Origin of the sequence: Microbacterium resistens NBRC 103078, from assembly GCF_001552355.1 — a bacterium.
GTDB lineage: Bacteria > Actinomycetota > Actinomycetes > Actinomycetales > Microbacteriaceae > Microbacterium > Microbacterium resistens.
Genome location: NZ_BCRA01000028.1, coordinates 15,850 through 37,262, shown reverse-complemented (window position 1 = coordinate 37,262; position 21,413 = coordinate 15,850). Strand labels below are relative to the sequence as shown.

The window sequence follows — 21,413 nt, the reverse complement described above, 5'->3', positions numbered from 1 at the left end:
GATCTCCTTGGCCGCGACGAGCCCGGCGACCCCGCCGCCGACGACGGCGACGCGCACGGCCGCCGCCCGCTCGGCGAGCTCCGGGGCGTCACCGGGGAGCGCGGTCATGAGCGCTCCGCCTCCGCGGCGTTCTCGGCGTCCACGGTCCGCGCCAGCTCGACGATCCTGGTCAGCACCGCCGGGTCGGTCTCCGGCGGCACCCCGTGTCCGAGGTTGAGGATGTGTGCGCGGGCGCTGCGGCCTCGGCGCAGGACCTCGCGCACCTGCTCCTCGAGTACAGGCCACGGCGCGGTGAGGAGAGCGGGATCGATGTTGCCCTGCACGGTGACATCGGGGCCGAGGATCCCCGCGGCGGTGTCCAGGGGCATCCGCCAGTCGACGCCGACCGCGTCGGCCGCGGGTGCGCCGTCGGCGCCGATGAGGCGCATGTCGCCGAGGAAGGGCCCCGTGCCGACACCGAAGTGGATCACCGGCGCGCCGATCCCGCGCACCGCGGCGGCGGAGTGCGGGGCGACGAAGGTGCGGTAGTCCTCGGGCGCGAGGGATCCCGCCCAGGAGTCGAACAGCTGCACGGCCGCAGCGCCGGCGTCGCGCTGCGCCGAGAGGAAGGTGCGCGAGAGCCGCGCGAGCCACCCCGCCAGCCGGTTCCACGACTCCGGGTCCGCGTGCATCATCGCCCGCGCGCGCAGGTGCTCCTTCGACGGTCCGCCCTCGACCAGGTAGGCGGCCAGCGTGAAGGGGGCACCGGCGAATCCGATCAGCGGCGTCTCACCGAGCTCCGCCGTCACGATCCGGACCGCCTCCGCGATGGCGGACGTGTCGAGCGCCTCGGGATCGATCGCGGTGAGGCGCGCGACGTCGTCGGCGGTGCGGACCGGGGCCGCGAAGACGGGCCCCCGGCCCGGCTCGATCTCGACCTCCACGCCGGCGAGACGGAGCGGCACGACGATGTCGCTGAAGAAGATGCCCGCGTCCACGCCGTGACGGCGCACGGGCTGGAGCGTGATCTCCGCGGCCAGCTCGGGCGTCAGGCACGCGTCGAGCATCCGCGTCCCGACCCGCAGCTCCCGGTACTCCGGCAGGGAACGCCCGGCCTGGCGCATGAACCAGACGGGGGTGCGGTCGGGTCGATCGCCCGCGAGGGCGCGCAGCAGCGGGGCATCCGGGAGGGCCATGCGTCCATCCTCGCACCCCGTTCTTATGCGACTCCTCGGTGTTCAGCTGCGACTGCTCGGTCCCGATCCGTGGGGCTTCCCGTCCCGTCCGGTCCGTCCGGTCCGATCTGCACACGTCGCTCCGATCCGCACACGCTCTGCCCCGATCGCTGTGCAGATCGGGACCGGATGTGCAGATCGGGACCGTGGCGGGCGGAGACGAGAACGGCGGAGACCGGGGGCGGATAGCGGGCCCCGTGTCGGCGGGATGACGGCGTCCAGGCCGCGGAAAGGATCCGCGCCGTAGACTCGGAGGGTGCTCCTGTGCGTGACGGCGAGTCACAAGACCGCCTCCTTCGATCTGCTCGAACGCCTCAGCCGCACCCCCGAAGGCATCGCGACCGGCCTGACCGAGACGGCCGAGTGCGTCCAGGGGGCCGTGGTGCTGGCGACGTGCAACCGCTTCGAGGCGTACGTCGAGATGGACGAGCCCGTGACCGCGGCCGGTGCCATCGGCGTCGAGGCGGTGCTCGAGGCCGTCCAGGCCAGCACGGGCGTCACCCCCGCGGACCTCGAGGGCGCCTACGTCGTGCACAGCGGCCGGCGCGTCGCCGAGCACCTCTTCGCCGTCGCGTCCGGCCTCGAGTCCGTGGTCTCCGGCGAGGGCGAGATCGCCGGTCAGGTGCGCCGCGCGCTCACCACCGCGCGCGCCGAGGGCACCACCTCCCCCGAACTCGAGCGTCTGTTCCAGCGGGCGAGCCAGGCGCAGCGCAAGGTCAAGAACGTCACGGCGCTCGGCCGCGCGGGGCGCTCGCTGGTCCGCCTCGCCCTGGAGCTGGCCGACAGCCGCATCGCCGACTGGTCCGCGGAGCGCGTGCTCCTCATCGGCACGGGCGCGTACGCCGCCGTCACCCTCGCCACCCTCCGCGAGCGCGGCGCCGTCGACATCGCCGTCCACTCGCCGTCCGGCCGCGCCGAGGCCTTCGCTGCGAAGCACGGGATCCGCGCCCTGCCCGCGACCGAGTACGCCCGCGCGGCGGCCTCGGCCTCCCTGATCATCACCTGCACCACGGCCGAGCACGCGGTGCTGGATGCCGAGGTGCTGCGCGCGGGTCGCGACCTGCCGGCGTCCTCCGCGGCGCCCGGCTGCCCGGTGCACGCCGTATCCTCGTCGACACCGACCCAGTTGGTCATCGACCTCGGGATGCCGCGCAATGTCTCCCCCGACGTCGCGGGCATCGAGGGCGTCTCGCTGCTGGATCTGGAGACCATCCGCCTGCACGCCCCGTTGGAGGAGCTGCAGGCGACGGACGCCGCCCGTTCCATCGTCCGCGAGGCGGCCGAGACGTTCCACGTCGTCGGCGAGCGGCAGAGCGTCACGCCCGCGGTCGTGTCCCTCCGCTCGCACATCTTCGGCCTGCTCGAGGCAGAGATCGAGCGCGCGCGCCGCCGCGGGGATGAGGACGGCCGGGTGGAGCAGGCCATGCGCCACCTCGCCGGGGTGCTGCTGCACACCCCCACCTCGCGGGCGCACGAGCTCGCCGCCGCCGGTCGCGGCGCGGAGTTCTCCGCGGCGCTGGAGACCCTCTTCGGCCTCACCCCCGACGAGGACGCCCGCTCCGCCGAGACCGCCTGATCCGAGCCCCGCGTCCCGTCCCCACCTGTCCACGCGACATCAGGCGAACGCGCCGCATCAGGCACCTGCGCGCCCCGAGCGCCTGATCCCCCGCGTGTGCCTGAGCCCGCGCGATGGTGTTCCCTCCCGAAATCCGCCGGTGGTGCCCGATGACCATCTGCGGGAGCAGGGGGAAGAAGGCACGGCTCTCGGCGAGGGGGGATGCCACACTGGAGGCATGGCCCTTCACATCACCGGAGACACCGCCGCCGACGACCTGCTCACGAACAACCCGCTCGCGCTGCTGGTGGGCATGCTCCTGGATCAGCAGGTGCCCATGGAGACCGCGTTCGCAGGGCCGTTGAAGATCGAGCAGCGCACCGGCGCGGCCGACGCCGCCGCGATCGCGGGCATGGATCCGGACGCCTTCCTGGAGGCCTTCCGGCAGACCCCGTCCGTGCACCGTTTCCCCGGATCCATGGCGACGCGCGTGCAGACCCTCTGCCAGACGATCGTCGACGACTGGGGCGGGGACGCCGCGGCGCTGTGGACCGAGGGCGACCCCGACGGCGCAGAGGTGCTGCGGCGGCTGAAGGCGCTCCCCGGCTTCGGCGAGCAGAAGGCGAAGATCTTCCTCGCGCTCCTCGGCAAGCAGTACGGCTTCACGGGGGCCGGCTGGCGCGAGGCCTCGGCGCCGTACGGCGAGGACGGGTCCTTCCGATCCGTCGCCGACATCGTCTCCCCCGAGTCCCTCGCCAAGGTCCGCGAGCACAAGAAGGCGATGAAGGCCGCCCGGAGCAATGCGACGAAGGAGCGTTGATGCGGGCGAGCTCAGGGGTGAGCGGGCGCAGCGAGCCGAAGCCCACGGCGAAGGCCGGGTCGTGAAGCCGACCGGCGGCAGCGTCGAGGACTTCCTGGCCGGCGTCACACCTGCCGGGCGCAGGCGCGACGCCGAGACCCTGACCGCCCTGTTGCAGGAGGTCTCCGGCCGCGAGCCGCGTCTGTGGGGCACCATCGTGGGGTTCGGCAGCTGCCACTACCGCTACCCCACCGGCACCGAGGGCGACATGCCGCTGCTCGCGTTCGCGCCCCGCAAGGCCGCCTCGGCCGTGTACCTGGCGTCGACCGCCGCGCATGCGGACGACCTCGCCCGTCTCGGCCCGCACACCACCGGCGTCGGGTGCCTCTACATCAAGGATCTCGAGCAGGTGGACCTGGACGTTCTGCGGGGCATCCTGTCCGCATCGCTGCGGTGGGCCGAGAACGGCGGCGACGAGCACACGGCGCTCACCGTCACCGGCTGAGCACGTTCACCAGTGCCGGTGCTCGCCCGCTCCGGAGTAGTCCGGCCAGGGCAGGTCGATCGGCGCCTCGAAGTCGGCGGGCAGCAGAGCCGGCATCGGGTCCGCCTCCGTGCGGCGACGGAACTCCGCCTTCGCCGCCTCCAGCGTCTCCGGCGACAGGAACAGGTCGAGGAACGTGCCGGCGATCGTCTTCCCCGCGGTCACGATCGTGGGCGCGATCGTCTCGGGGATGCCGCCCAGCGCGTTCATCACCCACGCCGGGTACGGTCCCGCTCCGGCCACCGGCCGCAGGGCCGGCCTCGACACGTAGAACCGCACCAGGGGTGCGTAGTGCGACATCTCCACATAGTCGTCGCTGGTCCAGTTCCGCTGCCAGGCCGGCATGTGCTCGCGCAGGATCCGCTCGGCCTCCTGCGGAGCGATCAGCTGTTCGGTCTCCGCAAGGAAGGGATGATCGCTCGGCTCCTGCCCGAGCGCCCGCTGGATGTCCTGAGCGACGGCGACCGCCTCCGGCCCGTACACCGGCGCCCCGACGGCTTCGAGGTTGGCGTAGAGCGTCTGGGCCATCACGTGGTTCGTGCGGCCGGGGCGGCTACGCGCGATCCAGCGCTCCTCCAGCTCGCAGTGCGCCATCGTCGCGGCAGCGGCCGCGTTGCGGTCGAGCACGGCGAGGATGTGTTCGGCCATCTCGACATCCGGTGTGCGCCAGGAGAACTGCAGCCGCGCCACCCGGTGCGGCAGATTGTCGGCCGTCGCCTGCCCGTCGCTGAGGATCGCGTCGGAGAAGCTCCAGCCCCCGGTCGCGGGCAGCATGGAGTCGAGCATCGTCCGGGATGCGGTGTACATCTGGGTCAGCGCGACGTTCGCGCCCGGCGCCCTGGCCGCGGAGTGGGATGCCGGGATCGGCGAGTTCGGGTCGGCGCTGGAGAGCTGCCACGTCTCGGGGCGGTCGCAGACGAAGGTGTAGACCTTGCTGTAGTACGCGCCGCACTGGGTGTCCCAGCGTGCGGTGTTGCACAGCGGCAGCATGTAGAACGGGTGGAAGGACACGATCGCGTCCACGTCGTCGTAGTAGCCGCGCAGACCGTGCACGACCTTCGATCCGTGCATCTTCTCCGCCGGTTCCCCGGTGTACCTCAACGTGCCTCCGATGCCGTGCTGCGTCATGGCGTGCTTGGTCGCGAGCAGACCGGCCAGCGTCGAGATCCCCAGCACGGAGTGCGGGTCGGTGTGCCCCGGCGCGAAGCGGCTGAGGCCGTCCCGCGGGGTCTCCGTCGTGGTCGCCGCCTGATTGTTGCCGGGAACGGCGTCGTATTCGGCGTACGTGAGCAGCGTCGGGCCGTCGCCGTTGCGCCACGTTGCGCTGAAGGCTGTGGGCATCCCGGCGGAGCCGTCCTCGACCTCGAAGCCCTCGGCGCGCAGGAGCTCGACGTACCACGCCTGCGAGCGGTACTCGCGCCAGGCCGGCTCGGCGAGCTCCCAGATGTGGGTGTGCCATTCGGTGAGGCGGGGCAGATGCTCGTCGATCCAGGCGCGGGCGCACTGCTTCGCCTCGTCGATCAGGTGCGGCATGACGGTTTCCTCTCGGTCGGAGGGCCGTTCCGGTGACGCTTCGGTCGCGTCGGAGGGAGCTCCGGCGACGGGAAGCGCGACCCGGGCGGCCGGGCTGGGGATGGGACGGCTTCAGGGGCGGTTGACCGGCGAATCCGGGGCGCCGGTCTCGTGCAGCGTCACCGCGTTCTGCGCCTGGATGCGCACGTACTCGATCTCCGTGCGCTCCGAGAAGTAGGCGATGTGCGGCGTGAGCACGACGTCGTCGCGGCCGACCAGCGGATGCCCCGGCTGCGGAGGCTCGGAGGCGAGCACGTCCAGGGCGGCGCCGCCGAGGTGCCCGGCGTCGAGCGATGCGGCGAGCGCCTCCTCGTCGATGAGCGCACCGCGCGAGACGTTCACCAGCAGCGCCCCCTGCGGCATCCCGGCGAGGAATTCCGCGTCGACCATGTGCGCGGTCTCGGGCGTGAGCGGCAGGTGCAGGGACAGGACGTCGGAGGCCCCGCGCACTTCGTCGAGTCCGGTGCGCGTGACACCGAGGGCGTCGAGATCGGCGCGCACCTCCGGAGTGTCGGGCATCAGCGGGTCGTAGCCGAGCACGCGTCCGAACAGGGGACCCGCCTGGCGGACGAGCTCACGGCCGATCCTGCCGAGCCCGATGACGCCGAGGGTCCGCTCGCTGAGGCGCGGCGGCGCCCAGGACGCCCGTTCGTTCCAGTCCGCGGGGTTCGCACTGGCCAGGTAGAACCGCAGCTGCCGCAGGCTGTGCAGCATGATCGCGAGCGCGTGCGTGGCGACCTCCTCGGTCGCCGCGCCCGGCACGTTCGTGACCCAGACCCCGTGCTCGGTGGCAGCATCGAGGTCGACGTAATCGAAGCCCATCGACATCAGCGCGATGATCTCGAGGTTCGGCATCGCCTCGATCATCTCGCGGGTGACGGAGGCGTAGCCCGGCAGCAGGGCGACCGCGTCGCGCGCGCCGTCGATGATCCGCTGCGGGTCTCGGGTGCCGAGCACCCGCACCTCGAACCCGTGCGCCTCCAGCAGGGCGATGCCGGGTGCCGGGTCGGTGTCCTCGACGTCGGTGTAGACGGCGAGCGGCCGTTCGTCGGTCATCTCGTTCTCCGTCCCCTCACTCGCCGCGTCCGCGCACGATCGCGCGCGCCATCGCGGTGAGGATCTCGTACGCCACGTGGCTGGCGGCGATGCCCGTGATCTGGGCGTGGTCGTAAGCCGGGGCCACCTCGACCACGTCGGCTCCGACGATGTTCAGATCGGCCAGGCCGCGGAGGATGCGCAGCAGCTCCCTGCTGGTGAGCCCGCCCGCCTCGGGGGTGCCGGTGCCCGGCGCATGCGCGGGGTCGAGCACGTCGATGTCCACCGACACATAGAGCGGCCGGTCTCCGATGCGCTGCCGCAGCCGCGCCATCGCCGCGGGCACGCCGTGCTCCTCCACGTACTCGCTCGTGATGATCGAGAAGCCCAGGCGCTCGTCATCCTCGAGGTCGCCCTTGCCGTACAGCGGGCCGCGGGTGCCGACGTGCATCGACGCCGTGCGGTCGATGAAGCCGTCCTCCGACGCCCGGCGGAACGGCGTGCCGTGCGTGATCGGCTCGTCGAAGTAGGTGTCCCAGGTGTCCAGGTGCGCGTCGAAGTGCACCACGGCGACCGGACCGTGCTTGGCGCTGATCGCCTTGAGCAGCGGATAGGCGATCGTGTGGTCGCCGCCGATCGTGAGGATCCGGTCGACGCGCTCGCCGAGCTCCGTCGCGGCCTCGGCGATCTGCTCGACCGCGGTGTGGATGTGGAACGGGTTGGCCGCGATGTCGCCGGCATCCGCCATCTGCACGGCCTCCCAGCCGGAGAAGTCCTGCGCGGGGTTGTACGGCCGCAGCAGGCGGCTGGACGCGCGCACGTGCTCCGGGCCGAACCGGGCGCCGGGGCGGAAGCTGACGCCGCTGTCGAAGGGGATGCCGACGACGGCGATGTCGGTCTCGCCCACGTCCTCGATGCGGGGCAGGCGGGCGAAGGTGGACAGGCCCGCGTAGCGCGGGGTCTTCGAGGCGTCCGCGGGGCCGATCGGTGTGCTGCTCATGAAGGGCTCCTGTCTCAGAGGGCGAACGTCGACTGGTCGAGGTGGATGACCTGCAGGCCGCCGTCGGCCCGCGCCTGCCGCACGGCATCGGCGAGCTCTGCGGCGGAGGCGACGTGACGCCCGGTGCCGCCGAACGCGGTGCCGAGCGCGACCCAGTCGGGCTGCACGAGGTCGACACCGATCGGGGAGATCCCGGCATCCGCCTCGTTCTGCCGGATCTCGGCGTAGCCGCCGTTGTCGACGACGATCACGGTGACGTCCAGGCGCTGCTCGACGACGGTGATCATCTCCTGCAGCGAGAACATCAGGGCGCCGTCGCCGGTCACCGCGAACGTGGGGCGGCCGGGGTCGGCGAGCCGGGACCCGAGCGCCGCAGGCAGGGCGTACCCGAGGGTGGCGTACGTCGCCATGTACGGCATCGAGTTCGGCCTGGGCACGCGCAGCACGTTCATCAGGCCCCAGTACGCGATCTGCGACGAATCGGTGGTGACGATCGCGTCCGCGGGCAGGGCGGCGGCGATCGCCTCGCCGAGCGCCGCGTTCACGGGCGACAGCTCGTGCACCTCGGCGCGCACGGCCTCGAGGGTCTCGGCGACGCGACCGCCTGTGCGCGGAGCTCCGTCGCCGAGTTCGGTCAGCAGCGCGGAGAGGGATGCCGCGGCATCGCCCACGATGCCCACATCGGCGTTCTGGTTCTTGTCGATCTGCGAGGCGAGCAGGTCGATGCGGATGACCGTGCCGCGGGCGTCGAGCTTGTCGACCCACAGCTCCGCCTCGCCGAGCTTGGACCCGACCACGAGCAGCACGTCGGCGTCGCGGGCGCGGTCGCGGGCTGCGGCCAGGCGCAGGTTGGCACCGAGCGAGAGCGGGTGGTGCTCGTCGAGCACGCCCTTCGCGTTCGCGGTGGTCACGACCGGGGCGCCCAGGCGCTCGGCCACCGCCCGCAGCGCCGCGCCGGCGCGGCGCGATCCGCCGCCGGCGAGGATGACGGGGTCGGTGGCGGCGTTCAGCAGCCGGGCCGCCTCGGTGACGGCGTCGTCGGATGGCGCGGGCGGGGGCGGGAACGCCCGGGCGGCGATGTCGTCGGGAGTGATCCCCTCGGCCTCCTCCTCGAGCAGGTCGAGCGGGACCTCGATGTACACCGGGCGCGGCCGCCCGGTCGCGAACAGCGCGAAGGCGTCGTGCACGGCGGCGACGGCCTCGGCGGCGCTGGACACGCGGCGCCCCCACTCCACGACGGCGGAGGCCGCGGCCAGCTGATCCTTGGTCTCGTGCAGCGTGCCGACGTCGGCGAACTCGCTGCCGCGGGCGGGGCCGGGCGACAGGATGATCATCGGCCGCGACTCGCAGTACGCGGTGCCCGCCGCCGAGAGGGCGTTCAGCAGGCCGGGGCCGCTCGTGGTGACGACGACCCCCGGCATCCCGGTCTGCAGCGACCAGCCGTCCGCGCCGTAGCCGGCGCCCTGCTCGTGCCGGGTCGTCACCGGGCGGATGCCGAGGGCCGGCAGCGGCCGGTAGAACTCCAGGTTGTGGGTGCCGGGGATGCCGAACACGGTGTCGATGCCGTAGCCCCGCAGGACCTCCATGACCACCCAGCCGGTGGTGCGCTTCACGACGGTTTCCATGCCGCTCATCCTTCCTGAGCCTGATGCTTCACGATGCCGTCGACCCAGGTCTCGAGCACCGGGATGGCGGCGATCTCCTCCCCGTCGGTCTCGAGCGGATCGCCGCCGAGCACGACGAAGTCGGCGCGCTTGCCCGGCGTCAGCGAGCCGAGCTCGTCGTCGCGCCCGAGCGAGGCGGCGCCCTCGAGCGTGTGCCCGCGCAGAGCTTGCTCGGCGCTGATCCGCAGGGAGTCCGGCCCCAGCTTGTGACCGCGACGGGTGACGCGGGTCACCGCCGCCTGGATGGCCTCGAGCGGACGGGGCTCGGCGACCGGGGCATCCGAGGAGATCGTGACGGGCACGCCCGCCGCGAGGAACTCGCCCAGCGGGTTGAACCGCTCACCGGGGGTGCCGATGGCCTGCTCCACGCCCTCACCCCAGTTGTAGTAGTGCTGGGTCTGGTTCACCGGGCGGATGCCGAGCTCGGCCATCCTCCGGATCTCCGCCGGGTCGGGCAGGCCGCAGTGCTCGATGCGGTGCCGGGCGTCGGTGTCGGGGCGAGCCGCGAGCGCCTGCTCCAGCGCGTCCACGACCATCCTGATCGCGGTGGGCGACTGCGCGTGGGTGGCGGTCTGCAGACCGGCGAGGTGCGCCTTCTTCACCAGCCCGGCGTACTCCTCCGGCTGGTGGTAGAGCTGCCCGGTGCGGCACGGATCGCCGACGTACCCCTCGGGGAAGTACGCGGTCCAGCCGCCCAGCGTGCCGTCGGCGTAGAGCTTGATGCCCGCCGCGGAGAGGAAGGCGTTGCCGAACGGCCCGGTCAGGCCGAGATCGATCACCTGGTCGAGCAGATGCGAGAGGAAGTACATCGAGACCCGCAGGTGCAGGGCACCGCGGTCGGCGAGAGCCAGATACGCGGCGAACTCGCGCTGCGAGACCTGGGCGTCGCCGATCGTCGTGACGCCGCCGGCGAGGAACTCCCGCTGCACCGCGTCGAGCTGACGCTGGTGCTCGGCGGGCTCGTCGCCGAGATGGAAGTTCGGGCCGTGGTGCCCGACCTTCACGCCGTGCAGCCCGGTGAGCACGTTGCAGGCGGCGTCCGACAGCTCGCCGGTCAGCTCGCCGTCCGCGTCGCGGAAGAACTCGCCGCCCTCGGGGTTGGGGGTGTCCCGGGTGATGCCGTACTTCTCCAGCGTAAAGCTGTTCACCACGCCGCCGTGGCCGGAGGCGTTCATGATGTACACCTCGCGGTCGGTGGCGACCTGGTCCAGTTCCTGCCGGGTGGGGTGCCGACGCTCGGCGAGGTTGCGCTGCTCGTAGCCGTAGCCGCGCAGCGGTGCCCCCGCGGGCAGCGTCGCCGCGCGCTCGGTCATGAGCGCGACGATCTCGGGGATGGAGCCGGCCTTGTCCGGGCCGATGTCGACCCACGTCAGCATCTGCCCGTACATCAGCGGGTGCGCGTGCGCGTCGACGAACCCGGGAACGATCGTCGCCCCCGGCCGGTCGACGCGCGCGTGCTGCAGACCGGCCGCCTCGGCAGCCGACTCGACCTCGGCGATCGTCCCCACGGCGAGGATCCGGCCGCCGGCCGTGAGCATCGCCTCGGCCTGCGGGCGCTGCTCGTCGACGGTGCGGATGGTCTTCGCGGTGATGATCGTCGCCGCCGCGTCGCGGGCGTCGTAGGTGGCCAGTCTGCGCATGTCAGCCCTTCTCGATGTTCCGGATGGCGGTGGTGTCGGTGCGGGCGCGCAGCGACTGGGTCACCGGCGCCGTGTCGGAGTGCTGCGGCGCGAAGAACGTGCCGAACAGGGCGACCAGGCAGAGCACACCGAAGAATCCGACCACGGACCAGAAGTTGCCTGTCGCCGCCAGCAGGGCGGTCGCGATCGCCGGTGACAGTCCTCCCCACACCGCGGCGCCGACGCCGTAGGACAGCGACATCGACGTGTACCGCGCCTGCGGGCGGAACATCTGCGCCATCACCGTCGAGAGCGACGCCCACGCCCCGCTGAGGGTCAGGCGCAGCACCGACACCAGGATGAAGATCAGGGCGATCTGGTGGTTCTGGATCACCAGGACCAGCGGGATGAACACGACGAACGACAGGATGACGCCGAGGTAGATGATCGACTTGCCGCCCCATTTGTCGCCCAGCCAGGCGAGCGGCAGGGTGACGATCGTCTCGACCAGCGAGGCGATGGTCATCGCCCCCAGGATGACGGAGGCGGTGATGCCCACCTCGGGGCTGGTCGCAAAGTTCTGCACGAAGGTCGTGGCGATGACGTATCCGCCCGACGACATGGCGATGATGCAGAAGCCCAGCAGCATCGGCCACCAGTTGTTCTTGACGGCGAACAGCAGCGGGGTGGACTGCTTGTGCCCTTCGATCTTCTCCTCGAAGACCGGCGTCTCCTCGACGCGGTAGCGCACCCAGAGCCCGACGCCGATCAGCACGATGCTGAACAGGAACGGCACCCGCCATCCCCACTCCACGAGGGCGTCGTCGCCCATCGCGGCGAGGATCCAGAACGCGCCGGAGGCCATCAGGGCGCCGAGCGGGTTGCCGAGCTGCGTGAATCCGCCGTAGAACACCTTGAACTTCGGCGGCGCGCTCTCCACCGACATCAGGCTCGCGCCGCCCCACTCGCCGCCGACGGCGAGGCCCTGTGCCATGCGCAGGACGATCAGCAGGATCGGGGCGGTGATGCCGATGCTCGCGTAGCCCGGCAGGCAGCCGACGAGCACGGTCGCGACGCCCATCACCAGCAGGGTGATGGTGAGGGCGGGCTTGCGCCCGAGCTTGTCGCCGATGTGGCCGAAGATGATGCCGCCGAGCGGGCGCATGAAGAACGCGACGGCGTAGGTGCCGAACGAGGCGAGCGTGCCCAGAGCCCGGTCGACCTCGGGGAAGAACACCTGGGGGAAGACGATCGCCGCGGCGGTCGCATACACGTAGAAGTCGTACCACTCGATGGAGGTGCCCGCCATCGCGGCGAAGCCGGCGCGGAGGGCCCGGCGGTGCGAATGCACCGGCGGGTGGGCGGTAGAGGTGGACATACAGGGCTCCCTTGCTCTGTCGGGTGAGGCGGTCGAATGTCCTTCGAGCTGAGCCGACTATAGGCGCGTGCGGAGGCAGATGCTCGCTGGAACGAGGCGGCCGACCGCTGTTCTGCCCATCACTCGGGGCGGACGAACGCCATTCGCGGATAGAATCCTGTTGATCACCGCCGATCTGCGACGAACCCGTGGCAGATCCGGCTTCTTCAGCCATCTCGTGCGAGCGGCACATTCGGGGGTTCCCATGAGCGCAGCAGGCGTCCCGCCGCGCAGACCGGATCGCGACACGGACGATCTCGACGGGAGGCTCATCCACGCTCTGCAGGAGAACGGCCGCGCCAGCATCCAGGAGCTCGCGCACCTGCTCGACCGCCCGCGCGACGTCGTCTCGCAGCGCCTGCGCCTGCTGACCGAGCGCGGCGGGCTGCGCGTGGTCGCCGCCCTCGATCCCGGCTTCGCGGGCCACCACGTGCTCGTCCACGCGATGGTGAGCATCACCGGTCCGGCCCGACCCGTCGCCGAGGAGATCGCCCGTCTCGACGACGCGGTGTTCGTGTCGATGGTGAGCGGGGCGTATCCGCTCGTGTTCGAATCCCGCCACGGCGACGATGGGCGACTGCACGAGATGCTCGACCGGGTGCGGCGCATCCGGTCGGTGCACCGGGTCAGGGTCACCACCTACGCCGAAGTGCTCAAGGGGTTCTTCGTGGCGGACTCGCGCACCGAGATCGTCCTCGACGAGCTCGACCACCGCCTGGTCGCCGAGCTGCAGCACGACGGTCGGGTGAGCTACCGGGCGCTCGCCGACGCGGTCCACCTCTCGCCGTCGTCGGTCCGCTCCCGGGTGAAGCGCCTCATCGACGCCGGTGTGATCCGCATCGCCGCGATCCCCTCGGGAGGGCTCTCTCGCAATCGTGTGGCGGTGGGGGTGGGCATCGCGGTGAACGGCGACGCCGACCCGGTACGGCAGTACATCCTCGGATCGCGGACGATCGACTTCGCCGCGCGATCGCACGGCAGCTACGACTTCATCGCCACGATCGGCGGCTCGTCGACGGCGGGCGTGCTCGGGGTGCTCGAGGAGATCCGCACGCTGCCGCAGGTCGGGGGCCTGGAGACCTGGACTCACCTCGACGTCGTCAAGGAGGACTACGCGCGGTCGCTGGGCCGCGTCGTGTCGGCCTGATCCCCGCGTCCGCCCGCCGCCTCCTCGGACGACGCCCTCGCTTCGCCGATCGCCGCGTCGAGGGCGATGAACTCGGTCAGGGACAGTCGGGTCCCGCCGTTCCAGGCCCGTTCGGCCATCGCCCGCAGCGGCGAACGGATCCCCGCGCTCACCTCGTCGACGGTCTGTGCGTCCGGACGATCCGACCAGATCGCGAACGAGACGCCGCGCAGGAGGGGCGGATAGGGCGCGGCGAGCTCCTGGCGCCGCTCCTCGCCGACGGCCGCGGGCAGATCGGGGAACAGGCCCGGGTGCCAGTCGGCCTCCCAGATCCGCGCCGCGGTCGGGTATCGGTACCCCGCGTTCTCGCCCAGCACGTAGTAGAACAGCGCGTCGTTGACGTTCACGATCCCGTGGCCGGCGGCGACCGCATCGGCGAGCGGGCGCATCCCGGCGTTCCAGTTCGTCCACCAGGTCAGCACGACGGACGGATCCAGCGACACCACGGCGCCGCGCAGCATGCCGTCGTTCCAGGCACGAGGCTCGAGCCCCCGCGACCGCAGGTGCGCGGCGATGTCGTTCACGAAGGCGGTCAGCAGGTCGAATCCGGTGGCGTCCGGCCCGAACCGCTCCCGCGCGGCCGCGGCGAGGCCGGGATGGTCGTCGATGCGGGCGAAGTCGACGAACTCGTCCCCGCCGAGGTTCCACCGCCGGGCGTCGGGGAACACCGGCAGCATGTCGTCGATCAGGCGTCGCGCGAAGTCCCAGGTCTCGGGACGGGCGATGTCGAGCGCGTGGTCCGTGCCCGTGATCGCGGGAGGGGGCGCGTCCGGGCCGTACCCGTCGATCCCCGGCGGCAGGCGCAGCTCCGGATGGGCGGAGAGGACCTGGCGGAGATGGCCGGGCATGTCCAGCGAGGGGACGATCTCCACGTGCAGGTCCGCCGCGACCGCGAGGATCCGTGCCGCTTCGGCGCGGGTGACGTGCTCCGAAGACACGATCTCGGGGAACGCCGCGGACTCCAGCCGGAACCCCTCGTTCTCGGAGAAATGCCACTGCAGGACGTTGATGCCGATGTCCGCCGCGTCGTGGAGCAGCGCGAGGATGCCCGCCGCCCCGAAGTGCTTGCGCCCCGCGTCCAGGTGGAGACCGCGTTCCGTCACCGCCGGGCTGCCGTGCGCGCGCCCCCGGGGCACCCCGCCCTGGGCTCGCAGGTTGTGCAGAAGCTGACGGGTGCCGCGGAACACGCCGCTCGGTGAGGCGCCCCGGACCACGACGTCGTCGCCGACCTCGACGAGGTAGGCCTCCGCTCCCCGCTCCGCGCCCGCGGCGAGCGCCGGATCGATCCGCAGCCGCACGAGCGATGCGGATCCCTCGAGCATCCCCTGCGCGTGCAGGTCGGCGCGGAGGCGCTCGGCCTCGCGTCCCAGACGCGGATCGTCCGCGACGACCCTGACGCCGCTCGGCCGCCATGTCCCGCCGCTCGACGTGAACGCGGCCGGCTGGGGCAGCGCGTGCCAGAGCGGCGCGGTCATCCCTTGACGCTCCCCTCCTCGACGCCCTTGAAGAACTGCTTCTGCAGGACGGCGAAGAGCAGGATGATCGGCACCAGCGCGATCATGGTGCCCGCCGCGATCACGCGCGGGTTGGCCGAGAAGTTCGAGCTGAGGTACTGCATGCCGACCGTCAGCGTGTAGTTCGCCGGGTCCGAGAGCACGACGAGGGGCCAGAGGAAGTCGTCCCACGCGCCGATGAACGCGAACAGCGCGACGACGGAGACCATGCCGCGGATGTTCGGCCACACGATGTGGCGCAGGCGCTGCATGGTGTTGGCGCCGTCGATCGTCGCGGCGTCGAGCGTGTCGGCCGGGATCATCCGGCAGGCCGCCGTCATCAGCAGGACGTTGATCGCAGCGATGGCACCGGGGAGGAAGACGCCCCACAGCGTGTTCGCCAGCCCCAGCGACTTCACGGTCAGGTACTGGCTCGTCAGGGTCACCTCGCCCGGGAGCAGCAGCGTGGAGAAGAAGATCGCCATGACGATCCCCTTGCCGCGGAACTTCAGGCATCCGAGGGCGTAGCCGCCGAGCGTCGCGAACACGATGTTGGTCAGCACGGTCCCGACGCCCACGAGCAGCGAGTGCCATGCATAGTCGAGCACCGGGATCGTGCGGAACACCTCGGCGAAGTTGTCGAGTGTGGGCTCGCTCGGGATCAGTTGGGGCGGGAAGTCGTAGATGTTCTCGGCCGGCCCCTTGAACGAGGTCGACAGCTGCCAGAGGAACGGGAAGACCATGACCCCGAGGATCACGACGAGCAGCGCATACTTGCCGATGAGCCCCGCGAGCGAGGGCTTCATGATGTCCGCGGATCCCCGCACGCGGTACGGGCGGTCGCGGCGCGGCTTCTCCGCGGCGGCGGAGCGCGGGCGGGTCTCGACGGCGGTCATGCCGACACCTCCTCGGGGGTGCGCGCGGCGGCACGGCGGTCGGCGCGGTCGGCGCGCTGCATGGCCCGCTGGTCCCGTCGGGTGCGCCGGTTCTGCAGGGCCTCGCGGATCATGTCGCCGTTGTTCGCGATGCCCACCACCGCCAGGGGCACGAGCGTGAGCAGGAACAGGACGAGGGAGATCGCGGAGGCGTAGCCGATCTGCCCGTTCAACCCCTTGCCCATCGACTGGATGAGCATGACGAGGCTCATGGCGCGGCCGCCGGGCCCGCCGGAGCCGTTGGAGAGGATGTAGAGCTCGGTGAACACCCGCATCGCACCGACGCAGATGAGCACGGACACGAGCATCATCGGCCCGCGGACGCCGGGGACCGTGACGGACCAGAAGCGCCGCCAGACGCCGGCGCCGTCCATCGCGGCCGCCTCGTGCAGCTCGCGGCCGACGTTCCCGAGTGCGGCCAGGTAGACGACCATGTAGTAGCCGAGCCCCTTCCACACGGTCAGGCCGATCGCGCAGCCGATCAGCAGCCACCGATCGGAGAGGAACTCGATCGGCCGGTCGATGAGGCCGAAGAACTTCAGCGCCTCGTTGATCGTGCCGTTGCCGGAGAAGAGGAACTCCCACACGATCGCGACGACGACGGCCGACGCGATCACCGGGAAGTAGAAGGTCGTGCGGAAGAACCCGATCGCGGGGATCTTGCTGTGCACGAGCAGCGCCAGCAGCAGCGGCAGGAACGTGAGCAGCGGCACGCAGACGACGACGTAGACGAGCGACGTCGTCAGCGCGTAACCGAAGCGGTCGTCGGTGAAGAGCTTCGCGAAGTTCTCGAGGCCGACGAACTCGGCCGGGCGGAGGGGGCGGGCGTCGGTGAAGGCGAGACCGATGGTGTTCAGGAACGGCCACAGGGCGAACACGAACACCCAGATCACACCGGGCAGCACCAGCAGGTACGGCGTGTACCAGCGCTGTCTTCTCATGAGCGTCCCCGCCCCCTCCGCATCGTCCGATCAGTCCACGAGGTTCTGCTGGGCGTACTCGACCGCCTTGTCCAGCGCTTCCTTCGGGGTGATGTCGCCCTTGACCGCGAGCGCGATCTGCTGCTTCGCGTAGGTCTCCATCGCCTCGGTGAACTGCGGGGCTCCGAGCATCTTCGCCTTGTCCATCTGGGCGGCGGCGAGATCGGTCGCGACGCCCTGCTGCTCGTTCTGCGCGGTCTCCGCGAACACGGACGGATCGGCGTTGGCCTCGACGGTGCCGGGGAAGAACCCGACGGCGAGCTTGACGAACTCGATCTGGTTCGCGGTGTTCGTCAGGTACTCGGCGAAGGCGAGGGCGGCCGCCGGGTTCTTGGCGTTCGCGGAGACGCTGATGCCCTGGACGAACAGCGGCGGGTTGCCGAACCCGCTGGTGACGGCCACGTTCGGCAGGAGCGTCGGGGCGTTGACCGCGATGTCCTTGTCGATGTAATTCGGGCCGGCCGTGGCCCAGGCCACCGTGCCCTTGTTGAAGTTGTTGATGTTGGCGTTGGCGGTGCCGGCGTTCTGCAGCGCCTCAGGCGTGATCGCGCCGGCCTTGTAGAGGTCCGCGTAGCGCTGGACGATCGCCTCGGCCTCGGGTGTGTTGAAGACGAACTTCCCGTCCTTGACGATGTCGAGCGTGCCGCCGCCGTCGGACACCATGATCTGCAGCGACTTCGGGCTCGGGACGTCGGAGATGGTCTGGACGCCCGCCGCGGCGAGCTTCTCCGCCGCGTCGAGGGTCGCCTGCAGCGTCTCCGGCGGGGCGGTGACGCCGCCCTTGCCGAGCAGCTCGGTGTTCCAGTAGTTCAGCTCGGTGCCGAGGTACCAGGGGAATCCGAACGAGCCCTCGATCCCGTCGTAGGTGTAGGCGTCGACGCCGCCCTCGACGTAGTCGCCGAGCACGGACGACTCCGTCTTCAGGTCCATGAGCTGACCGGCCGAGGCGAGCGAGTACGCGTACTCCGGCGGGAGGTTCACGACGTCGGGCAGCTCGCCGGACTCGGCCTGCTGCAGGACCTTGTCCTCGTAGCCGTCCGCGGGCTGGTCGATCCATTTCACCTTCACGCCCGGGTTCTCCTTCTCGAACGCCTTGACGACGCCGTCGAAGTACGGGGTGAACTTGTCGTTCTTCAGGGACCAGGTCTGGAAGGTGACCTCGCCGGTGACCTCACCGTCGGCTCCCCCTCCCCCGGTCGCCGTGCCTCCGCCGGTGCACGCGCTGAGCGCCAGCGCGGCCGTTGCGGCGATACCCACGGCGAGAGTCGCTCGGATCTTCATGGACGTTCTCCTTCGAAGTGGCCCAGGGGCGCCATCGGATGGGGTGGCGTCCCGTCACTAAAACGATATAGTGACCATAGCATGCCACAAGGACGATGACCCGTCCACTGTGGATTCCGGCGCGAGAGGCACGACCCCTTAAGCCCTTCAGCCACCACGACCCGCTCTCCGAGCCTCGATCCCGTGAAAGGACCGCGATGACCGCGCACCTCCCGGCCGACGCCCCCCTGCGCTTCGGCGCGAACTACACCCCCTCGACCGAGTGGATGCACGCCTGGATGTCGCTGGACCTCGACGCCGTGCGCCGCGACTTCGCCGGACTCGCCGAGCTCGGGCTCGACCACGTCCGCATCTTCCCGCTGTGGACGGTGCTGCAGCCGAACCGGACGCTCATCCGCGAGCGCGCCGTCGACGACGTCCGTGCGGTCGTCGACGCGGCCGGCGAGTTCGGGCTCGACGTGAGCGTGGACGTGATCCAGGGACACCTCTCCAGCTTCGACTTCATCCCGTCCTGGCTGTTCACCTGGCACGACAAGAACATGTTCACCCATCCCGACGCGGTGTCCGGGCAGGTGGCCCTGGTCGAGCGGCTGGGCGCTGCGCTCGGCGACGCCGGGAACTTCCTCGGATTCACCACGGGCAACGAGACCAACCAGTTCTCGGCGAAGACCCACCCCTCTCCGTGGCCGGTCACGGAGGCCGAGGCCGCGGCATGGATCACCGCGCTCCTGGACGCCGCCGACCGCTCGGCCCCGGCGCAGCAGCACGTGCACAGCGAGTACGACGCCGCCTGGTACATGGACGGGCACGGGTTCACGCCCGCGCTGGCCTCGCGACTGGGCGCCATGACCACCGTGCACTCCTGGATCTTCAACGGCACCGCCCAGCGCTACGGCGGCCGGTCCGTCGCCTCCGACCGGCACGCCGAGTACATGATCGAGCTCTCGCGCGCCTTCGCGACGGACCCCCGCCGCCCGATCTGGCTGCAGGAGGTCGGCGCGCCCTCCAACTGCCTCACCCCCGACGAGATGCCGGGATTCCTGGAGGCGACGGTCCGCGCGGCCGTCCGCACGGACGACCTGTGGGGGATCACCTGGTGGTGCTCGCACGACGTGAGCCGGGAGCTCGCGGACTTCCCGGAGCTCGAGTACACACTCGGGCTCGTCGGACAGGACGGCGCGGCCAAGCCCATCGGGCGCCGCTTCGCGGAGATCATCCCCGAGCTGCGCGAGCGCCGCCCCGCTCCGGCCCGCACGCTCGGGATCGTCGTCGAGGTCGACGAGGACGACACTCCCCTCAGCCGCGGCGCCCTCGGCCCCGGCGGCCCCGTCTTCCAGGCCTGGGTGGACGCGTGCACGGACGGCGCGGACCCCGCCTTCGTCACCTCGCGCACCGCCGCCGATCCGGCCGCCCTCGCCGCGCGCGGCATCACGGAGCTGATCCGTCCAGACCTCCGCGGCGCCGTCGACTACGCATCCCAGAACACCGTCGTCTGATCCTGCGCCCCGGCCGCGTCGCGCGCCGGCACGCGTCATGCGCCATCGGGACGCGTCATGCGCCGTGGCGCCGCGTCGCGCGCCGTGGGGACGCGTCGTGCGCCGTGGCGGAGATCCGCGCTTCGTGCGGAGATCCGCGCTTCGGGCGGAGCCGTCCGGCGCCGGCGGAGAAGTGCGCTTCACACGGACGCCAGCGCGATATCCGTCCGTATCAGGGGCACTTCTCCGCGTCCCGGACATCCTCAGGCCCACGGGTCGCGAAAGGACGGGAGAAACACCGGACACCGGATGCGGAGATCCGCGCCTCCCGCGGAGAACAGCGCAGGACCCGTCCGCGCGAAGCGGGGTTCTCCGCGCGACGGGCGGCACGCCGAACCAACGGTGGTTCTCCGCGCGACGGGCGGTACACCGGACGCCTGATGCGGAGATGCACGCTTCCCGCCGAGAACAGCGCAGGATCCGTCCGCACGAAGCGCGAACCTCCGCACGAAGAGCGATCCTCCGCATGAAGGGGCGGACCGGGATCAGCGGGGGGCGGCGGTGCTCTCGCGGATCGTGAGCTCCGGAAGCGGGCCCGAGCGGGCGGGAAGGACCTCAGGCGTCTCGATCTGCTCCAGCAGGAACTCCGCCGCGCCCTCCCCGAGCGCGAAGGTGTCGCGGGTCAGGCAGGTGATCGACGGGTGCACGAGCCCCGTCACCACCGAGTCGTCGAAGGACGCCAGGGACAGGACGCTCGGCACCGCGACGTCCATCTCCTGCGCGACGCGAAGGCCGGCGATCGCCATCACGTCGTTGTCGTACACGATCGCGGTCGGCCGCTCGGCGCGGCTCAGCAGCGCCCGGGTCGCCGAGGTGGCCGCCGCCGGCGAGAAGTCCGTCACCAGCGTCTCGCCGGCCACCCCGCGCGCGGACAGCTCGCCGAGCACCTCGGCGCGCATCCGCGTGTGCTGGAACTCCCCCGGGCCCGACACGTACGCGATGCGGGAGTGCCCGAGCGCGGCGAGGTAGTCGAACAGGCTGTGCGCGGCGCGGCGGTCGTCGAGCCAGATGGCCGCGGGCTCGTCCGCCGCCGACGGACGGGATCCGATCACGACCGCGGGGAGCGGGAGCTCCGTCAGCAACGTCAGTCGCGGATCGTCGTCGTGCGGGTCGATCACGATGACCCCGTCGACCTGGTTCGCGCTGCGCCAGCGCCGGTAGGTCGCCATCTCCTCCTCGATCGAGGACACGAGGACCATCTGCATCGACATCCGCCGCGCGCCCAGCGCCGACTGGACGCCGGCGATGAGGTCGGTGAAGAACGCCTCCGTGCCGAGCGTGCGGGCCGGGCGGTTGACCGCGAACCCGACGACCCCGGCGCGCGAGCCGACGAGGGCCCGCGCCGCGGAGCTGGGCTGCCACTGGTGCGCCTCGGCGATGTCGAGGATCCGTTGGCGCGTCTGCTCGCTCACACCCGGGCGCCCGTTGAGCGCGAAGGACACCGCGCCGGGGGACACTCCCGCCAGGCGCGCGATGTCCGCGATGGTGACGCGCTTCGCCCGTGACATAGACTCACCGTACTAGATCGTTTTAGTTCCTCTCGGAACTCCCGGCCGGACGGAATACGATGTCCGGACGTTCCCC

At 71.3% G+C, this 21,413-nt stretch carries 17 protein-coding genes and 1 pseudogene; 6 read left to right on the top strand and 12 right to left on the bottom strand.

Features of this window, described 5'->3' with window-relative positions:
• Positions 1–104: 104 nt before the first annotated feature.
• A complete protein-coding gene (gene hemE, locus MR1_RS06110) occupies positions 105–1,175 on the bottom strand; it encodes a uroporphyrinogen decarboxylase (protein WP_067244004.1) in 1,071 nt (356 codons plus the stop codon).
• 295 nt (positions 1,176–1,470) lie between these two features.
• On the opposite strand from hemE, the gene MR1_RS06105 reads away from it, so the two are divergent.
• The 4 genes and pseudogenes from MR1_RS06105 (at position 1,471) to MR1_RS06095 (ending at position 4,073) form a co-directional block, all read left to right on the top strand.
• On the top strand, positions 1,471–2,790 hold the full coding sequence (locus MR1_RS06105; RefSeq protein WP_067244002.1) for a glutamyl-tRNA reductase: 1,320 nt from the start codon (positions 1,471–1,473) through the stop codon (positions 2,788–2,790).
• A 113-nt stretch (positions 2,791–2,903) separates the two neighbouring features.
• A pseudogene (locus MR1_RS20690) lies at positions 2,904–2,981 on the top strand (CGNR zinc finger domain-containing protein); the annotation flags it as partial.
• A gap of 26 nt (positions 2,982–3,007) precedes the next feature.
• Positions 3,008–3,589, top strand: a complete 582-nt coding sequence (locus MR1_RS06100) for an HhH-GPD-type base excision DNA repair protein (RefSeq protein WP_067244000.1) — start codon at positions 3,008–3,010, stop codon at positions 3,587–3,589.
• A gap of 61 nt (positions 3,590–3,650) precedes the next feature.
• Positions 3,651–4,073: a DUF1801 domain-containing protein gene (locus MR1_RS06095; RefSeq protein ID WP_067243997.1), complete on the top strand. Its 423-nt coding sequence runs from the start codon at positions 3,651–3,653 to the stop codon at positions 4,071–4,073.
• A 6-nt stretch (positions 4,074–4,079) separates the two neighbouring features.
• Here MR1_RS06095 and MR1_RS06090 read toward each other — a convergent pair whose 3' ends face one another.
• From MR1_RS06090 to MR1_RS06065, 6 genes are all read right to left on the bottom strand, one after another.
• Complete coding sequence (locus MR1_RS06090; RefSeq protein ID WP_067243995.1) at positions 4,080–5,645, bottom strand: zinc-binding metallopeptidase family protein; 1,566 nt, start codon at positions 5,643–5,645, stop codon at positions 4,080–4,082.
• 111 nt (positions 5,646–5,756) lie between these two features.
• Entirely contained in the window at positions 5,757–6,740 is a 984-nt protein-coding gene (locus tag MR1_RS06085; protein WP_067243992.1) for a C-terminal binding protein, read from the bottom strand.
• A 16-nt stretch (positions 6,741–6,756) separates the two neighbouring features.
• Complete coding sequence (speB, locus tag MR1_RS06080) at positions 6,757–7,719, bottom strand: agmatinase (RefSeq protein WP_067243990.1); 963 nt, start codon at positions 7,717–7,719, stop codon at positions 6,757–6,759.
• A gap of 14 nt (positions 7,720–7,733) precedes the next feature.
• On the bottom strand, positions 7,734–9,344 hold the full coding sequence (locus MR1_RS06075; protein WP_409366239.1) for a thiamine pyrophosphate-binding protein: 1,611 nt from the start codon (positions 9,342–9,344) through the stop codon (positions 7,734–7,736).
• Positions 9,345–9,349: 5 nt separating this feature from the next.
• On the bottom strand, positions 9,350–11,023 hold the full coding sequence (locus tag MR1_RS06070) for an amidohydrolase (protein WP_067243985.1): 1,674 nt from the start codon (positions 11,021–11,023) through the stop codon (positions 9,350–9,352).
• A gap of 1 nt (position 11,024) precedes the next feature.
• The gene (locus MR1_RS06065; RefSeq protein ID WP_067243983.1) at positions 11,025–12,380 is read right to left on the bottom strand and encodes an MFS transporter; all 1,356 of its coding nucleotides are present in this window, start codon (positions 12,378–12,380) and stop codon (positions 11,025–11,027) included.
• Positions 12,381–12,624: 244 nt separating this feature from the next.
• Between MR1_RS06065 and MR1_RS06060 the strand changes: the two genes are divergently transcribed.
• Positions 12,625–13,566: an Lrp/AsnC family transcriptional regulator gene (locus MR1_RS06060; RefSeq protein ID WP_067243981.1), complete on the top strand. Its 942-nt coding sequence runs from the start codon at positions 12,625–12,627 to the stop codon at positions 13,564–13,566.
• On the opposite strand, the gene MR1_RS06055 is transcribed toward MR1_RS06060, so the two are convergent.
• The 4 genes from MR1_RS06055 to MR1_RS06040 are packed head-to-tail and all read right to left on the bottom strand — an operon-like array spanning position 13,530 to position 18,294.
• Positions 13,530–15,080 (bottom strand): family 20 glycosylhydrolase, encoded by a 1,551-nt coding sequence (locus MR1_RS06055; RefSeq protein WP_067243979.1) that lies wholly within the window; start codon positions 15,078–15,080, stop codon positions 13,530–13,532. The genes MR1_RS06060 and MR1_RS06055 overlap by 37 nt on opposite strands.
• A complete protein-coding gene (locus MR1_RS06050) occupies positions 15,077–15,994 on the bottom strand; it encodes a carbohydrate ABC transporter permease (RefSeq protein ID WP_067243977.1) in 918 nt (305 codons plus the stop codon). Before MR1_RS06050 ends, MR1_RS06055 begins: the two co-directional genes overlap by 4 nt.
• On the bottom strand, positions 15,991–16,974 hold the full coding sequence (locus MR1_RS06045; protein ID WP_067243975.1) for a carbohydrate ABC transporter permease: 984 nt from the start codon (positions 16,972–16,974) through the stop codon (positions 15,991–15,993). Before MR1_RS06045 ends, MR1_RS06050 begins: the two co-directional genes overlap by 4 nt.
• 30 nt (positions 16,975–17,004) lie before the next feature.
• The gene (locus tag MR1_RS06040) at positions 17,005–18,294 is read right to left on the bottom strand and encodes an extracellular solute-binding protein (RefSeq protein ID WP_067243973.1); all 1,290 of its coding nucleotides are present in this window, start codon (positions 18,292–18,294) and stop codon (positions 17,005–17,007) included.
• A 197-nt stretch (positions 18,295–18,491) separates the two neighbouring features.
• Here MR1_RS06040 and MR1_RS06035 point away from each other — a divergent pair, with 197 nt between their 5' ends.
• On the top strand, positions 18,492–19,790 hold the full coding sequence (locus tag MR1_RS06035) for a glycoside hydrolase 5 family protein (protein WP_067243970.1): 1,299 nt from the start codon (positions 18,492–18,494) through the stop codon (positions 19,788–19,790).
• A gap of 524 nt (positions 19,791–20,314) precedes the next feature.
• On the opposite strand, the gene MR1_RS06030 is transcribed toward MR1_RS06035, so the two are convergent.
• The gene (locus MR1_RS06030; RefSeq protein WP_067243968.1) at positions 20,315–21,337 is read right to left on the bottom strand and encodes a LacI family DNA-binding transcriptional regulator; all 1,023 of its coding nucleotides are present in this window, start codon (positions 21,335–21,337) and stop codon (positions 20,315–20,317) included.
• Positions 21,338–21,413: the final 76 nt, after the last annotated feature.

Coding starts and splice junctions, on each gene's coding strand:
- speB (WP_067243990.1), bottom strand. CDS start 7,719: ATGAGCAGCACACCGATCGGCCCCGCGGACGCCTCGAAGACCCCGCGC.
- MR1_RS06040 (WP_067243973.1), bottom strand. CDS start 18,294: ATGAAGATCCGAGCGACTCTCGCCGTGGGTATCGCCGCAACGGCCGCG.
- MR1_RS06035 (WP_067243970.1), top strand. CDS start 18,492: ATGACCGCGCACCTCCCGGCCGACGCCCCCCTGCGCTTCGGCGCGAAC.
- MR1_RS06100 (WP_067244000.1), top strand. CDS start 3,008: ATGGCCCTTCACATCACCGGAGACACCGCCGCCGACGACCTGCTCACG.
- MR1_RS06085 (WP_067243992.1), bottom strand. CDS start 6,740: ATGACCGACGAACGGCCGCTCGCCGTCTACACCGACGTCGAGGACACC.
- MR1_RS06045 (WP_067243975.1), bottom strand. CDS start 16,974: ATGAGAAGACAGCGCTGGTACACGCCGTACCTGCTGGTGCTGCCCGGT.
- hemE (WP_067244004.1), bottom strand. CDS start 1,175: ATGGCCCTCCCGGATGCCCCGCTGCTGCGCGCCCTCGCGGGCGATCGA.
- MR1_RS06075 (WP_409366239.1), bottom strand. CDS start 9,344: ATGGAAACCGTCGTGAAGCGCACCACCGGCTGGGTGGTCATGGAGGTC.
- MR1_RS06030 (WP_067243968.1), bottom strand. CDS start 21,337: ATGTCACGGGCGAAGCGCGTCACCATCGCGGACATCGCGCGCCTGGCG.
- MR1_RS06090 (WP_067243995.1), bottom strand. CDS start 5,645: ATGCCGCACCTGATCGACGAGGCGAAGCAGTGCGCCCGCGCCTGGATC.
- MR1_RS06060 (WP_067243981.1), top strand. CDS start 12,625: ATGAGCGCAGCAGGCGTCCCGCCGCGCAGACCGGATCGCGACACGGAC.
- MR1_RS06050 (WP_067243977.1), bottom strand. CDS start 15,994: ATGACCGCCGTCGAGACCCGCCCGCGCTCCGCCGCCGCGGAGAAGCCG.
- MR1_RS06070 (WP_067243985.1), bottom strand. CDS start 11,023: ATGCGCAGACTGGCCACCTACGACGCCCGCGACGCGGCGGCGACGATC.
- MR1_RS06065 (WP_067243983.1), bottom strand. CDS start 12,380: ATGTCCACCTCTACCGCCCACCCGCCGGTGCATTCGCACCGCCGGGCC.
- MR1_RS06055 (WP_067243979.1), bottom strand. CDS start 15,080: ATGACCGCGCCGCTCTGGCACGCGCTGCCCCAGCCGGCCGCGTTCACG.